Origin of the sequence: Bacillus sp. FSL R5-0712 (assembly GCF_038593285.1) — a bacterium.
GTDB lineage: Bacteria > Bacillota > Bacilli > Bacillales > Bacillaceae > Bacillus > Bacillus safensis.
In genome coordinates this window covers 2326185-2342189 of record NZ_CP151981.1, presented here as the reverse complement: position 1 = coordinate 2342189, position 16005 = coordinate 2326185, and the positions used below count along the sequence as shown (strand labels likewise).

The 16005-nt window shown below is 42.2% G+C and carries 15 protein-coding genes; 13 read left to right on the top strand and 2 right to left on the bottom strand.

Features of this window, described 5'->3' with window-relative positions; translation table 11 throughout:
* Positions 1–19: 19 nt before the first annotated feature.
* The gene (locus NSU11_RS11865) at positions 20–154 is read right to left on the bottom strand and encodes a YqzM family protein (RefSeq protein ID WP_012010638.1); all 135 of its coding nucleotides are present in this window, start codon (positions 152–154) and stop codon (positions 20–22) included.
* Positions 155–390: 236 nt separating this feature from the next.
* On the opposite strand from NSU11_RS11865, the gene holA reads away from it, so the two are divergent.
* Positions 391–1410, top strand: coding sequence for a DNA polymerase III subunit delta (holA, locus tag NSU11_RS11860; RefSeq protein ID WP_024423043.1), 1020 nt, complete (start codon positions 391–393; stop codon positions 1408–1410).
* A gap of 134 nt (positions 1411–1544) precedes the next feature.
* Here holA and rpsT read toward each other — a convergent pair whose 3' ends face one another.
* Positions 1545–1811 (bottom strand): 30S ribosomal protein S20, encoded by a 267-nt coding sequence (gene rpsT, locus NSU11_RS11855; RefSeq protein WP_024423042.1) that lies wholly within the window; start codon positions 1809–1811, stop codon positions 1545–1547.
* Between the two features lie 198 nt (positions 1812–2009).
* Here rpsT and gpr point away from each other — a divergent pair, with 198 nt between their 5' ends.
* The 12 genes from gpr to mtaB all read left to right on the top strand — a co-directional run bounded on the left by gpr (position 2010) and on the right by mtaB (position 15986).
* Positions 2010–3125: a GPR endopeptidase gene (gpr, locus tag NSU11_RS11850; RefSeq protein WP_024423041.1), complete on the top strand. Its 1116-nt coding sequence runs from the start codon at positions 2010–2012 to the stop codon at positions 3123–3125.
* Between the two features lie 66 nt (positions 3126–3191).
* Positions 3192–4400 (top strand): stage II sporulation protein P, encoded by a 1209-nt coding sequence (locus NSU11_RS11845; protein WP_024423040.1) that lies wholly within the window; start codon positions 3192–3194, stop codon positions 4398–4400.
* Between the two features lie 13 nt (positions 4401–4413).
* Positions 4414–4746, top strand: a complete 333-nt coding sequence (locus tag NSU11_RS11840; protein ID WP_024423039.1) for a YqxA family protein — start codon at positions 4414–4416, stop codon at positions 4744–4746.
* A gap of 141 nt (positions 4747–4887) precedes the next feature.
* Positions 4888–6726, top strand: a complete 1839-nt coding sequence (gene lepA, locus NSU11_RS11835) for a translation elongation factor 4 (protein ID WP_024423038.1) — start codon at positions 4888–4890, stop codon at positions 6724–6726.
* A 114-nt stretch (positions 6727–6840) separates the two neighbouring features.
* Positions 6841–7980, top strand: a complete 1140-nt coding sequence (gene hemW, locus NSU11_RS11830) for a radical SAM family heme chaperone HemW (RefSeq protein WP_024423037.1) — start codon at positions 6841–6843, stop codon at positions 7978–7980.
* An 81-nt stretch (positions 7981–8061) separates the two neighbouring features.
* Positions 8062–9093 carry a heat-inducible transcriptional repressor HrcA gene (hrcA, locus tag NSU11_RS11825; RefSeq protein WP_024423036.1) on the top strand — a complete coding sequence of 344 codons (1032 nt, stop codon included), beginning with the start codon at positions 8062–8064 and terminating at the stop codon, positions 9091–9093.
* A gap of 63 nt (positions 9094–9156) precedes the next feature.
* Positions 9157–9714, top strand: a complete 558-nt coding sequence (gene grpE / locus NSU11_RS11820) for a nucleotide exchange factor GrpE (protein ID WP_024423035.1) — start codon at positions 9157–9159, stop codon at positions 9712–9714.
* 24 nt (positions 9715–9738) lie between these two features.
* Positions 9739–11577 carry a molecular chaperone DnaK gene (gene dnaK / locus NSU11_RS11815; protein WP_024423034.1) on the top strand — a complete coding sequence of 613 codons (1839 nt, stop codon included), beginning with the start codon at positions 9739–9741 and terminating at the stop codon, positions 11575–11577.
* 165 nt (positions 11578–11742) lie between these two features.
* The gene (dnaJ, locus tag NSU11_RS11810) at positions 11743–12876 is read left to right on the top strand and encodes a molecular chaperone DnaJ (protein ID WP_103131929.1); all 1134 of its coding nucleotides are present in this window, start codon (positions 11743–11745) and stop codon (positions 12874–12876) included.
* A gap of 22 nt (positions 12877–12898) precedes the next feature.
* Positions 12899–13834, top strand: coding sequence for a 50S ribosomal protein L11 methyltransferase (gene prmA / locus NSU11_RS11805; protein WP_024423032.1), 936 nt, complete (start codon positions 12899–12901; stop codon positions 13832–13834).
* A gap of 23 nt (positions 13835–13857) precedes the next feature.
* On the top strand, positions 13858–14628 hold the full coding sequence (locus NSU11_RS11800; protein WP_342493590.1) for a 16S rRNA (uracil(1498)-N(3))-methyltransferase: 771 nt from the start codon (positions 13858–13860) through the stop codon (positions 14626–14628).
* On the top strand, positions 14628–15986 hold the full coding sequence (mtaB, locus tag NSU11_RS11795) for a tRNA (N(6)-L-threonylcarbamoyladenosine(37)-C(2))-methylthiotransferase MtaB (protein WP_024423030.1): 1359 nt from the start codon (positions 14628–14630) through the stop codon (positions 15984–15986). The genes NSU11_RS11800 and mtaB overlap by 1 nt, the downstream gene beginning before the upstream one ends.
* Positions 15987–16005 lie beyond the last annotated feature (19 nt).

The window sequence follows — 16005 nt, the reverse complement described above, 5'->3', positions numbered from 1 at the left end:
TCATGTAACCTTCATGAAGTTAAGATCCAACGAGGTGTATAATGGTTGCCAAAATAAACATTGAGGCGAAAAATCCGAATGTGACGATAAAACCAACGGCTGAGTCGGTCACATCATTCCGCTTGCTTTGAACATTTTTTTCAAATTCATTCATTTTCATCCCTCCTGGCTAATTTTAGTATACTTGAACTCATTTGGAATTGCTAGAAGGTAAAGTAACCGTTTTCCATTTTATGATCATTTTATGAATATCGTCTGACAGCAGGCTGACCCGGGAGCTTGCGCCGGACGTTTACTATAAATGAGGAGGCGGCACTTTCAGCTTCCTCTTTACTAATGTCTTCACACACTTTAGGATAGAGGAGGAAGTGAAAGAGAGGGATTCAATTGATGGTCTTTGATGTATGGAACAATTTAAAACGAGGGGATATCCATCCCGTTTATTGCTTATATGGGAAAGAAACATATTTACTGCAAGAAACCGCTGCTAAATTGAGACAAGCTGTAGTAGACGAAGAAACGAAGGATTTTAATTACTCCGTCTTCGATATGGAAGAAGTGCCGCTTGAACAGGCTGTAACGGATGCAGAAACATTTCCGTTTATGGGAGAAAGACGTCTCGTCGTGATCAAGAATCCTTATTTTCTTACAGCTGAAAAGAAAAAGGAAAAGATTGAGCATGAGCTTTCTGTATTAGAAGCTTATTTAGAAAAGCCAGCGCCCTATACCATTCTCGTGTTATTGGCACCATATGAAAAGCTGGATGAGCGTAAAAAAATCACCAAATTGCTAAAAAAGAAAGCTGCTGTCGTTGAGGCGAAAGAGTTAAACCCAAAAGAAACAACTGATTTCACCATCACACTGGTGAAGACAGAAGGAAAGGCGATTACATCTGAAGCGGCTGAGCAGCTTGTGATGCTATGCGGCGGGAGTCTCTCCTCTCTATTCCAAGAGGTTCGGAAGCTAAGTACATATATTGGAGAGCGGGAGGAAATTGAGTTAGCGGATGTCAATCAGCTCGTTGCAAGAAGCTTAGAGCAAAATATTTTCGAGCTGATTAATCAAATTGTAAACAGACGCCGCTCTGAGGCCATGCAGATGTTTTATGACCTGCTGAAGCAAAATGAGGAACCCATTAAAATATTAGCACTCATTTCAACTCAATTTCGATTGATTTTGCAGACGAAGTACTTCGCTCAGCAAGGCTATGGACAAAAACAAATTGCTTCAAATCTAAAAGTCCACCCATTCCGGGTCAAACTTGCGATGGATCAGGCAAGACTGTTTTCTGAAGAAGAGCTCAAGCAGATCGTCAAAGAGCTTTCAACGATTGATTACGAAATGAAAACGGGTAAAAAGGACAAGCAGCTGCTGTTAGAATTGTTCCTGCTTCGTTTGTTAGGCGCATGAATATAAAAAAACGACCTTCTAAAAAGAGGGTCGTTTTTGTTTAGATGTATAATTGCCAGTCTGTCCTTAAGGCTCGGCCGGTCAGGACGGACGTACAGTTAAACAGGTGCCCCATCACTGAGGCGTTGCAAGCATTATGCAGAAAGTCCGTTTACTTGTTTAGCAAGTCTTGATTTGTAACGCGCAGCTGCGTTTTTGTGTACAAGACCAGTTTTAACGGCTTTGTCAATGCGTTTTGCAGCAGAAGCAAGAGCAGCTTTTGCTTGCTCAGCATCGTTGTTAGCTACAGAAACTTCAACTTGTTTAATCGCAGTACGCATCGCAGACTTGATTGTTACGTTATGTGCACGGCGTTCGTTATTCGTTTTTGTACGTTTGATCGCTGATTTAATATTTGGCATGTGTTTCACCTCCTAAGATACAACCTAAACACAATTGTCTTAAGGTTAAATCTTCACAATAGAACAAATTGTATTCTATCAAACACACCTTTAGAATGCAATATAAATGTAAAGTATTTTTCATTGATGACGTGCTCGAATGTTTCTTTCAAGAGATGGAAAGACTACTGTTAATTACTTGGTGGAAGGAGTCTTTTTATGGAGAAACAGAAACTCGATTTAAGCGTTTATCAAATCCGGACAGACCTCGCTGTTGAAACAAAAGAGATACTAGAACAAGAGAACGATCCGAATGTCGTCAAAAAGGACGGGATCCAAGGGATTGTCGAAAAGGAAAAAGAAGAGCAAGGCATCCGCATACGTACTGTGGAAATCACGAAAGAAGGGGAGGAGCTGACCGGCAAAAAGGCAGGGACATACTTGACGTTTGAGGCACAAGGCATTCGGGAGAAAGACTCTGAGATGCAAGAAAAAGTTGTCGAAGTCTTTGCCCATCATTTTGCTCAGTTTTTAAAAGACCGAGGCATTCAGGCTGATGCGAGCTGCCTTGTAGTAGGTCTGGGAAACTGGAATGTTACGCCAGATGCACTAGGTCCTCTCACAGTTGAAAACCTGCTTGTAACCCGCCATCTCTTTGAATTACAGCCGGAAAATGTTCAGGAAGGCTATCGCCCGGTTTCCTCTTTGTCACCTGGTGTGATGGGACTGACCGGTATTGAAACAAGTGACATTATCCAAGGCGTGATTGAGCGGTCTAAGCCTGATTTTGTCATTGCGGTCGATGCCCTTGCTGCTCGAGCGGTAGAACGAGTGAATACAACCATTCAAATTTCCGATACAGGTATCCATCCCGGTTCTGGTGTAGGGAATAAGCGAAAAGAATTAAGCAAAGAAACATTGGGCATTCCAGTGATTGCGATTGGCGTTCCGACAGTGGTGGATGCAGTAACGATTGCTAGTGACACAATTGATTATGTCTTAAAGCATTTTGGTAGAGAACTAAAAGATGATAGACCATCCCGCTCTCTTGTGCCGGCTGGTTTAACATTCGGGAAGAAAAAAGTACTTAACGAAGAAGACTTGCCAGATGAAGAAACGCGTCAGTCATTCTTAGGCATCGTAGGAACCCTTCCTGAAGAAGAAAAAAGGCAGCTGATCCACGAAGTGCTTGCGCCCCTGGGACAAAATTTAATGGTCACGCCTAAGGAAGTCGATACATTCATTGATGATATGGCAAACGTACTTGCCAACGGATTAAACACAGCGCTTCATCAAAAAATCACGCAAGATAATATGGGTTCATATAATCATTAATCGGTTCTACTTTCTCTAGCTCGCTCATAGTGTAATTACTAGAAAGCGTGCTGGAGGGAGTAAATCATGAAAAAAAGACCCCGCCGTCCTCGACAGTTGGTCGTTGCGATTAATGGAACGAAAGTAGTAAAAAGCATCTTCTTATTTATTGCCTCTCTTGTTGTGGTATTTGTGATGTCAGGGGCTTTGACCTCTTTAAAACCCGAGCTGAGGCCGCAAGCCTCGTTATATGGTGTAGCAGATGAGCTCTCTGGCGCATTTTTTGCCACATTAATGGGCATGGAAAACCAATATTTCGCCTCAGCAGTTCCAGAAGCTCAAAAAGGATTTCATTTCTCTGGGCTGTCACTGAAGCTTGCAACCAGTATTAATTTAGAAGACCCGCGCAGTTTCCTAGGAAGAGAGCTCCCAGGCTTTGAACATTTTGATACAAAAATCATCTTAGCGGGTGAAGGAACAGACTATACCAATATGCCGATGGAATCGCCGCCGCCTAGTGAAGTGATCCAAGATGAAAAAGAAGCAAATTTGGCTGAGCTGGACAAGCTCGATGATGATGCGCCGAAAAAGCCTGCCAAAGAACCGGACCGGTCAACAGGAAAACGAAAAGCTGTGTACATTTATCACACACATAATACGGAATCATATTTACCATTTTTAAAAGGAGAAACGAATCCAAATAATGCACGGCACTCAAAAGTGAATGTCACCCTTGTTGGCGACATGTTTGGAAAGGCGCTTGATCAGCAAGGAATCGGCAATACAGTCGACAAAACGGAAATTGAAAAAAGACTGGTGAAAAAAGGATTAAAATATCCGCAGTCTTATAATGAATCAAGATTGGTCGTGAAAGAAGCCTTAGCGAAAAATGATGACCTCGATTATTTAATTGATATTCACCGGGACTCAAGAAGAAAGAAAGATACGACTGTCGAAATCAAAGGGAAGAAATATGCGAGAATTGCGTTTGTTGTTGGGAAGAAGAATCAAAGCTATGAGAAAAACTTAAAGCTTGCGACAGAGTTCCATCATTTGATGGAGAAAAAATATAAAGGTCTTAGTGTCGGTGTGTTTGCCAAAGGAGAAATTGGCGATAATGGAATCTATAATCAAGATTTATCCGACAAAGCCCTTCTTTTAGAATTTGGTGGAGTAGATAATAATATGGAAGAATTAAGAAATGCATCCAATGCGGCAGCTGATGTATTCAGCGACATTTTCTGGGACGCGGAAAAGGTGGACGGCAAAGTAAAGGATGAGAAAAAACGCTCTTAAGGTGGTGACGGGGATGGGCTCATTTATTGGAAAAACCATTATTTTAGGATTGGTCTTGCTGTTTGGTGTCTTTTTAGGAATGCAGCAAGCGAATAATGGCATGCTGCAAATGAAGGGCTACCATGATCCGCAATTAAAAGGAGCTTTCTCCATTCAAATGAACGACAATGAAGAAAAGGAAGCTTCTATCTTAGGAACGGCTGTTACAGAAAAGGATCTTGCCGAAAAACAAAAACAGCTGGAGGAAATAGAGGGCTTTAATGCCTTTTCCAAAGCAGGAAAAGCCCTGTCTGATGGCATGACACATGCAGCCCGTTCTCTTTATGATTGGGTGAATGGGAAATAAACGAATTTCATGAGATATCACCCTTTTAATCAAAGCCGCTGACCGATAAGCGGCTTTTCTTGATTTCGATTGAATCTTTACAGCCCTATTGATATAATCTAACCTAGCGCAACCCGCGTTTTATAGTAGGAGTGATAGATTGTGACAGATAAAGAAAAACGATTAGAGCGGCAATCAAGAATTCGAAATTTCTCCATTATCGCCCATATTGACCATGGGAAATCCACATTGGCAGACCGTATTTTGGAAAAAACAGCGGCGATTACTCAACGGGAAATGAAAGAACAATTGCTTGATTCCATGGATTTAGAGCGTGAACGCGGCATAACGATTAAATTAAACTCTGTCCAGCTGAAGTATAAGGCGAAGGATGGGGAAGAATATATCATGCACCTGATTGATACACCAGGGCATGTCGACTTCACCTATGAGGTATCTCGAAGCCTAGCTGCCTGTGAGGGTGCGATTCTTGTAGTAGATGCAGCACAAGGAATTGAAGCACAGACACTTGCGAACGTTTATTTAGCTCTTGATAACAACTTAGAAATTCTTCCGATTATCAACAAAATCGATCTGCCAAGTGCAGAGCCTGAGCGTGTAAGAGAAGAAATTGAAGATGTCATCGGGTTGGATGCGTCTGAAGCTGTTCTCACCTCTGCTAAGGCGGGTATTGGAATCGAGGATATTTTAGAACAAATCGTTGAAAAGGTGCCGGCTCCCGCTGGAGATCCAGAAGCACCACTTCAAGCCCTTATTTTTGATTCTCTTTACGATGCGTATCGCGGCGTTATTGCGTACATACGAATTGTCGAAGGAACCGTCAGACCGGGTCAGAAAATTAAAATGATGGCGACGGGGAAAGAATTTGAAGTACTTGAAGTTGGCGTTTTCACACCAAAAGCCATGCCAACAGACGAACTCACCGTTGGAGATGTTGGCTACTTAACCGCTGCGATTAAAAATGTCGGTGATACACGTGTAGGGGATACGATCACAAGCGCGGAAAACCCTGCTAAAGAAGCACTGCCGGGATACAGAAAGCTAAACCCAATGGTATACTGCGGACTTTATCCAATTGATACAGCGAAATACAACGACTTACGTGAAGCGTTAGAAAAGCTTGAATTAAATGATTCTTCACTTCAATATGAGGCAGAGACATCCCAAGCACTTGGCTTCGGTTTCCGCTGCGGCTTCCTTGGAATGCTTCATATGGAAATCATCCAGGAACGGATTGAACGTGAATTTAAAATTGATCTGATTACGACAGCGCCAAGTGTTATTTATGATGTATATATGACAGATGGAGAAAAAATTGTCGTAGATAACCCGTCCAATCTGCCTGATCCGCAAAAGATTGAGCGAATTGAAGAACCGTATGTAAAAGCAACAATGATGGTGCCGAATGACTATGTAGGCTCTGTGATGGAGCTTTGCCAAGGAAAGCGCGGGAATTTCATTGATATGCAGTATCTTGATGCGAACCGCGTGAGCATTGTGTACGAAATTCCTTTGGCAGAGATCGTATACGAATTCTTTGATCAGCTAAAGTCCAACACAAAAGGCTATGCGTCCTTTGATTATGAGCTGATTGGCTATCGTCCTTCGACGCTGGTGAAGATGGATATCATGCTGAATGGCGAAAAAATCGATGCCCTTTCCTTTATTGTTCACCGCGATTATGCATATGAACGAGGCAAGATCATCGTAGAAAAGCTAAAAGAACTGATTCCACGCCAGCACTTTGAAGTGCCGGTTCAAGCAGCAATCGGTCAAAAAATCGTTGCACGTTCCACCATTAAAGCGATGCGTAAAAACGTACTTGCTAAATGTTATGGTGGAGACATTTCCCGGAAAAGAAAGCTTCTTGAGAAGCAAAAAGAAGGGAAAAAGCGCATGAAGCAAGTGGGCTCTGTTGAAGTCCCGCAAGAAGCATTTATGGCTGTGCTGAAGATGGACGACAGCACACCAAAAAAATAACATCCTCAAGGCTACCTGCTTTACAATGTCTGCCTTGACGTTTATAGTCGATAACAAACAAAGACGCCGCAGCGATAAACTGCGGCTCTTTACCTGTAAAGAAGGTGTCATCTAATGAAAGCAGCATACATTCACATTCCATTTTGTGAGCATATTTGCCACTATTGTGATTTCAATAAATTTTTCATCAAAACGCAGCCAGTCGACGAATACTTAGCGGCTCTTGAGAAAGAGATGCAGCACACGATCGAGCAAAAAGGCGAGCAGGAACTAAAGACAATTTTTATTGGCGGGGGAACCCCGACATCACTGACTGTCAGTCAGCTAGACAAGCTCATGAACAGCATTCACAGCGTATTAAAGCCGACAAAAAATCTGATTGAATTTGCAGTAGAAGCAAACCCAGATGAATTATCGCTTGAGAAACTCCATGTGCTTAAAGCAGCCGGCGTGAATCGGCTGAGCTTTGGCGTTCAAACTTTTGAAGACGATTTGCTCAAGAAAATTGGACGAGTTCATCAAAAGAAGGATGTCCTTACATCCTTTGAGCGAGCTAGAGCGGTTGGATTTGATAATATTAGCCTCGATCTCATGTTTGGCTTGCCGCATCAAGAAAAGCATCATGTGATGAATTCACTTGAGACAGCTTTCTCACTGGGGGCAGAGCATTATTCGGTTTACTCACTCATCGTGGAGCCGAAAACCGTTTTTTACAACTTAATGCAAAAAGGAAAACTTCATTTACCGCCGCAAGAACGTGAGGCTGAAATGTATGAGCTTGTGATGGATGAAATGGAGCGCCATGGATTAAAGCAGTACGAAATTAGCAATTACGCCAAACCTGGCTTTGAAAGCCAGCATAACCTGACCTATTGGAGCAATGAAGATTACTTCGGTTTTGGTGCAGGCGCACACGGGTATGTAGATGGCATCCGAAATGTGAACGCAGGGCCGGTGAAACATTATTTGGAGCTGATTGACCAAACAGGGTTCCCGTATAAGGAAACACATCAGGTCACAAAAGCAGAGCAAATAGAAGAAGAAATGTTTTTAGGTCTTCGAAAGATTGAAGGGGTGAAAAGCGCTGATTTCCAAGCAAAATATGGTGCTGCACCAGAAGCACTTTTTTCCACTGTTCTTGAAGATTTAGAAGAAAAAGGCCTCATTGTAAAAGATGACAAGGGGATACGTTTAACAAGAAAAGGAAAATTGTTAGGCAATGAAGTATTTCAAGCGTTTCTCGGTGAGTTATAATTGACATTTTAATTTGAGTTTGGTAATTTTGTTTATACAATTAGCACTCGTTGAAAGAGAGTGCTAACAGGGGTGATGATGATGTTAACAAATCGTCAGCTTTTGATTCTGCAAGTCATCATTAATGACTTTATTCGTTCGGCGCAGCCAGTTGGATCAAGGACTCTTTCTAAAAAAGAAGACATTACATTCAGCTCTGCGACGATTAGAAACGAAATGGCTGATTTGGAGGAACTTGGTTTTATTGAAAAGACCCATTCTTCATCAGGAAGAATTCCTTCCGAAAAAGGATATCGTTATTATGTAGATCATTTGCTCTCTCCGCGAAAACTGTCGTCTAAAGAGCTTGTGCTCATCCAGTCGGCTTTTCAGGAGAAAATTTTTGAGCTGGAAAAGACAGTTCAAAAATCGGCGGAAATTTTATCAGATCTCACAAACTATACATCGATTGTGCTTGGTCCAAAGCTAAGTGAAAATCGATTAAAGCAAATTCAGCTTGTCCCTGTTAAGCCAAACAAAGCAGTGGCGATCATGATTACAGACAGCGGACATGTTGAAAACAAAACCATTACCTTCTCTGAGCATCTCGATGTCTCCGATATTGAGAAGCTGATGAATATTTTAAACAGCCGCCTAGCCGGAGTCCCGATGGATCAGCTGAAGGACAGAATGTATAAAGAAGTTGTGATGCTTCTTCGTACGCATTTAAAAGATTATGATCATATTTTAGATGCGCTCGGCAATACATTTACATCGACTCAAAATGAATCAAAACTTTTCTTTGGCGGGAAGATTAATATGTTGAATCAGCCGGAGTTTCATGACATTGACCGCATCCGTTCACTCATGATGCTTATTGAGCAAAAGAATGATGTCATGCAGCTGTTTCATCCAAATCAGCAAGGAATCACCATTAAAATCGGTTCAGAAAACAATTTGGAAGCGATGGAGAACTGCAGCTTAATCACAGCTACTTATTCGATTGATCAAAAATCACTCGGCTCCATTGCCGTCATTGGTCCAACCCGTATGGATTATGGCAGGGTTGTCAGTCTCTTGCATCATGTATCAAAAGACTTGTCAAACGCACTTTCCAATTTGTATGATGAGTAGGGTGATAAAAGATAGGGGCACAGCCCCTTCGTATTTTTGAATCTTTTGAGGGAGGTGAACACAATGTCAGAAGAAAAACAGACACCTGAGCAAGAAGCAGAGGTTGAAGCACAAGAAGAAGCAGTTCAAGCAGATACTGAGGAAGTAACAAATGATGAACAGTCTGCCTTCCAAGAAAAAATCGATGAATTGCAGCAGCTTCTAGATGAAAAAGAAAACAAAATTCTGCGTGTTCAAGCAGATTTTGAAAACTATAAACGCCGTGCTCGAACTGAAGTGGAGACCGTGCAAAAATATCGTTCTCAACATGTTGTCAGCGATCTTCTCCCAGCTCTTGATAACTTTGAAAGAGCGCTTGGAATTGATCCAGACAATGAGCAGACGAAAAGTTTGTTAGAAGGAATGCAAATGGTTTACCGCCAGCTGGTAGAAGCGTTGAAAAATGAAGGCGTTGAACCAATTGAAGCTGTCGGCAAAGAGTTCGATCCAAACCTTCATCAAGCCGTCATGCAAGTTGAAGACGAAAACTACGATTCAAATATCGTTGTAGAAGAATTGCAAAAGGGCTATAAACTCAAAGACCGAGTTATTCGTCCATCAATGGTAAAAGTAAATCAATAACTACATAATGGGAGGTCATCGAATATGAGTAAAATCATTGGGATTGACTTAGGAACAACAAACTCATGTGTTGCAGTACTTGAAGGCGGCGAGCCAAAAGTCATTGCTAACGCTGAAGGAGCACGTACAACACCATCTGTTGTCGCTTTTAAAAACGGAGAGCGCCAAGTGGGTGAAGTAGCAAAACGTCAATCAATTACAAACCCGAACACGATCATGTCTGTTAAAAGACATATGGGTACTGATTATAAAGTAGAAGTTGAAGGTAAGAACTATACACCGCAGGAAATCTCTGCAATTATTCTTCAGCACCTTAAATCTTACGCTGAAGGCTATCTTGGCGAAGAAGTAACAAAAGCTGTTATCACAGTTCCTGCTTACTTCAACGATGCAGAACGTCAAGCAACGAAAGATGCTGGTAAAATTGCTGGTCTTGAAGTAGAACGTATCATCAACGAACCAACAGCAGCTGCACTTGCGTATGGTTTAGATAAAACAGAAGAAGATCAAACGATTCTTGTATACGACCTTGGCGGCGGTACATTTGACGTATCGATCCTTGAGCTTGGAGACGGCGTCTTTGAAGTGCGCTCAACTGCTGGGGACAACCGTCTAGGTGGAGACGATTTTGACCAAGTCATTATTGATCACCTAGTGGCTGAATTCAAAAAAGAAAATGGCATTGATCTTTCTAAAGACAAAATGGCGCTTCAGCGTTTAAAAGATGCTGCTGAAAAAGCGAAAAAAGATCTTTCTGGTGTATCTTCTACACAAATCTCACTGCCATTTATCACAGCTGGAGAAGCAGGACCTCTTCACCTTGAATTAACGTTAACACGTGCTAAATTCGAAGAGCTTTCTGCAGATCTTGTAGAGCGTACAATGACACCTGTACGTCAAGCGCTGAAAGATGCTGGTTTATCTGCTAGCGAGATTGATAAAGTCATCCTTGTTGGTGGATCAACTCGTATTCCTGCAGTACAAGAAGCAATCAAAAAAGAAACAGGCAAAGAGCCTCATAAAGGTGTAAACCCTGATGAAGTAGTTGCACTTGGTGCAGCGATCCAAGGTGGAGTGATCACAGGGGATGTCAAAGACGTTGTTCTTCTTGACGTAACACCACTTTCTTTAGGAATTGAAACAATGGGCGGCGTATTCACGAAGCTGATTGAACGCAATACAACAATTCCAACAAGTAAATCTCAAGTATTCTCAACAGCTGCTGACAACCAAACTGCTGTAGATATCCATGTCCTGCAAGGTGAGCGCCCAATGGCTGCAGATAACAAAACATTAGGCCGCTTCCAATTGACTGATATCCCGCCAGCACCACGCGGCGTACCGCAAATCGAAGTATCTTTTGATATCGATAAAAACGGTATTGTCAACGTACGTGCGAAAGATATGGGTACAGGCAAAGAGCAAAACATCACAATCAAATCTTCTTCAGGTCTTTCTGATGATGAGATCGAAAAAATGGTCAAAGAAGCAGAAGAAAATGCTGAAGCAGATGCGAAGAAAAAAGAAGAAATCGAAGTGCGCAACGAAGCAGATCAATTAGTGTTTACAACTGAAAAAACATTAAAAGATCTAGAAGGCAAAATCGATGAAGAGCAAGTGAAAAAAGCAAATGACGCGAAAGATGCGCTAAAAGCTGCGATCGAAAAAGGCGAGTTTGAAGACATCAAAGCGAAAAAAGATGAGCTGCAAACAATCGTTCAAGAATTAACGACAAAGCTCTATGAAGAAGCTGCAAAACAAGCACAAGCTCAGCAAGAAGGCGCTGAAGGTGCTCAAAAAGCAGATGACAATGTAGTGGATGCAGAATACGAAGAAGTAAACGACGATCAAGAGAAAAAATAATCACCTTTACTTTTGAAAAAGACTGCTGAAACGTACTCGTCAGAAAGTCAAAGTCAGGATCTCTTGGCTTTGACTTTTTTTCTTTTCAACGATGAAAGGAATTGAAAAAGGTTAAATCAAAATGATACAATCGTATTTATGTGAGAAAATCGGGAGTGTGAAGAGATGAGTAAGCGTGATTACTATGAAGTGCTTGGCGTAAGTAAGAGCGCCTCAAAGGACGAAATCAAAAAGGCATACCGCAAGCTTTCAAAAAAGTATCACCCTGATATTAATAAAGAAGCTGGCTCAGATGAGAAATTCAAAGAAGTAAAAGAAGCCTATGAAACCCTTTCTGATGATCAAAAACGTTCGCATTATGACCAGTTCGGTCATACCGATCCAAACCAAGGCTTTGGCGGCGGCGGTTTTGGTGGAGGAGGAGACTTTGGCGGCTTCGGCGGCTTTGATGACATCTTCTCTAGTATTTTTGGCGGCGGAGCGAGAAGAAGAGATCCAAATGCACCGCGCCAAGGAGCGGACCTGCAATATACAATGACGCTTTCGTTTGAAGAAGCGGCATTTGGAAAAGAAACAACCATTGAAATCCCTCGTGAAGAATCTTGTGAAACATGTCATGGATCAGGTGCAAAGCCTGGTACGCAGGCAAAAACCTGTTCACATTGCGGCGGTTCTGGTCAATTAAATGTTGAGCAATCCACTCCGTTTGGTAAAGTGGTCAACCGCAGAGTATGTAACTACTGTAGCGGAACAGGGAAACAAATTGACCATAAATGTTCAACATGCGGCGGATCTGGCAAAGTGCGTAAGCGTAAGAAAATTAACGTGACGATCCCTGCAGGTGTTGATGATGGTCAGCAGCTCAGAGTATCTGGTCAAGGTGAACCAGGTGTAAATGGAGGACCTCCAGGCGATCTATTCGTTGTATTCCATGTGCGCGCGCATGAATTCTTCGAACGTGATGGAGATGACATTTACTGCGAGATGCCGCTCACCTTTGCCCAAGCTGCATTAGGTGACGAAATTGAAGTACCGACATTACACGGAAAAGTAAAATTAAAAGTTCCTGCTGGCACTCAAACTGGCACGAAGTTTAGACTCAAAGGAAAAGGTGTGAAAAATGTACGCGGCTACGGCCAAGGCGATCAGCATATCGTTGTACGTGTTGTCACACCGACAAATTTAACAGACAATCAAAAAGATATCATTAGAAAATTTGCTGAAGTGAGCGGAAATAAACCAGACGAACAAGAAATGAGCTTTTTCGATAAGGTAAAACGAGCATTTAAAGGCGAGTAAGACGGATAAGGAGTTGGTAGTATTGAAGTGGTCAGAAATTAGCGTCCATACAACAAATGAAGCGGTGGAACCGATCACCAATATTTTGCATGAAGCAGGTGCAAGTGGTGTCGTGATTGAGGACCCGCTTGATTTAGTCAAGGAACGTGAAAATGTATACGGTGAGATCTACCAGCTCGATCCGAATGACTATCCGGATGAAGGTGTCATTGTGAAAGCCTATCTTCCAATGAACAGCTTTTTGATGGAAACGGTAGATGAGATCAAAGAAGCCATCAACAATCTTCTTCTATACGATATTGACCTTGGACGCAATACACTGTCAATTTGTGAAGTAAATGAAGAAGAATGGGCCACCGCCTGGAAGAAATACTATCATCCTGTGAAAATCTCTGAAAAATTCACCATCGTTCCAACGTGGGAAGAATATACACCGGTTCATTCTGATGAACTGATTATTGAAATGGATCCTGGAATGGCATTTGGAACAGGTACGCATCCAACAACCGTCCTTTGCATTCAGGCGCTTGAGCGCTACGTGAAGGAAAACGATACGGTGATTGATGTTGGAACAGGCTCTGGAATTTTAAGTGTGGCAGCAGCGATGCTTGGTGCAAAGGACATTCAAGCCTTTGATCTCGACACCGTTGCGGTAGAAAGTGCGAAGCAAAACATCGAACTAAATGGTGTAAGTGACCAAGTGACGGTCAAACAAAACAATTTGCTTGATGGAATTTCAGGTGAGCGTGATGTGATTGTCGCCAACATTCTGGCAGAAGTGATTTTGCGCTTTACAGATCAAGCCTATGACCTATTGAAGAAAGATGGCTATTTCATTACATCAGGCATCATTGGACAAAAGAAATTACAGGTCAAAACAGCATTAGAAGAAGCAGGTTTTGACATTGTTGAAGTGCTGTCAATGGAAGATTGGGTCAGCATTATAGCGAAAAAATAAAGCGAGTAGGTGTCAGGACACGTATGCAACGATATTTTATCGACCTCACGAAAGAAGAAGTGACGTTAAAGGGAGCCATCGTTATAAAAGGTGAAGATGTACATCATCTTTCCAATGTCATGCGGATGAAAGCAGGGCAGGAAATCCTTTGTTTAACGACAGACGGCTTTGAAGCGCTCAGTAAAATTGATACAATAACAAAGGAAGAAGTGATTTGCCACCTTGAAAGCTGGACAAATCAGGACAAAGAACTTCCGATTAGGGTGACGATTGCAAGCGGTCTTCCAAAAGGAGATAAGCTTGAGCTCATTATCCAAAAAGGCACAGAGCTTGGCGCAAGTGCTTTTATTCCGTTTCAAGCGGCTCGTTCTATTACAAAGCTTGACCAAAAAAAGTCACATAAAAAACGAGAGCGCTGGGAGAAAATCGCGAAAGAAGCAGCCGAGCAGTCCTACCGGAATATCATTCCACGTGTTTATTCAGTATCAACGTTTAAAGAGCTGACGCAATTAGCTGGTGAATTCGATAAATGTGTCGTTGCATACGAAGAATCATCGAAAGAAGGAGAGCAAAGCCGTTTTCAAACTGTGCTTCAACAGATGAAAGGCGGACAAACCTTGCTAGTGGTTTTTGGCCCTGAAGGCGGTTTGGCAGAAAAGGAGATTGAAGAGCTTGAAACGCTTGGTGCAGTCATTTGCGGGCTTGGACCACGCATTTTAAGAACAGAAACTGCTCCTTTATATGCGCTTTCTGCTATATCTTATCAAACAGAGTTATTAAGAGGTGAATCATGATGGGAACAGTAGCGTTCCATACACTTGGCTGTAAGGTCAACCACTATGAAACAGAGGCGATCTGGCAGCTGTTTAAAGAAGCTGGCTATGAAAGAAAAGAGTATGAATCAAAAGCAGACGTATATGTCATTAATACATGTACGGTCACGAATACAGGCGATAAGAAAAGCCGCCAAGTCATTAGAAGAGCCATTCGTCATAACCCAGATGGTGTCATTTGTGTAACAGGCTGCTATGCGCAAACATCACCAGCAGAAATCATGGCGATTCCTGGTGTTGATATTGTGGTTGGAACACAGGACCGACATAAATTACTAGGCTATATTGAAGAATACCGCAGAGAAAGACAGCCGATCAACGGGGTTGGCAATATCATGAAAGCACGTGTGTTTGAAGAACTTGATGTTCCTGCCTTCACAGACAGAACGCGCGCTTCATTAAAAATCCAAGAAGGCTGTAACAATTTCTGTACATTCTGCATTATTCCTTGGGCGCGCGGCCTTCTTCGTTCTCGTGATCCAGAAGAGGTCATCAATCAAGCGCAGCAGCTTGTTGATGCGGGCTATAAAGAAATTGTGCTTACAGGTATTCACACAGGCGGATACGGAGAAGACTTAAAGGATTATAACTTTGCAAAGCTTCTGAGAGAATTAGATGAACGTGTTATTGGCTTGAAACGAATCCGTATTTCATCTATTGAAGCAAGTCAAATTACAGATGAAGTGATTGAAGTGCTTGATCAGTCAGATAAGATTGTTAGACACTTGCACATTCCGCTTCAATCTGGCTCAAATACTGTGCTAAAAAGAATGCGCCGTAAATATACGATGGAATTCTTTGCAGAGCGTTTAACAAAGCTGAAAAAAGCATTGCCGGGACTTGCTGTCACCTCTGATGTGATCGTTGGATTCCCTGGGGAAACAGAAGAAGAGTTCTTGGAAACGTACAATTTTGTCAAAGACCATCAATTCTCTGAGCTGCACGTCTTCCCTTACAGCAAACGTACAGGTACGCCGGCTGCAAGAATGGAAGATCAAGTGGATGAAAATGTGAAAAACGAACGTGTTCACCGTTTGATCGCTCTTTCTGACCAGCTTGCGAAAGAGTATGCATCAGCATATGAAGGTGATGTGCTAGAAATTATTCCGGAAGAATCCTTCAAAGAACAAGAAGGAAACCACAATCTTTATGTTGGTTATACCGATAACTATATGAAGGTTGTTTTTGAAGGAACAGAGGATATGATCGGACGTCTGGTCAAAGTGAAAATTACGAAAGCGGGCTATCCTTATAACGAAGGACAATTCGTTCGCATCAGCGATGATGTGCAGCCAGACAAAGTGAGAATGACCTCATAATAGATAAAAAAACCGGCAG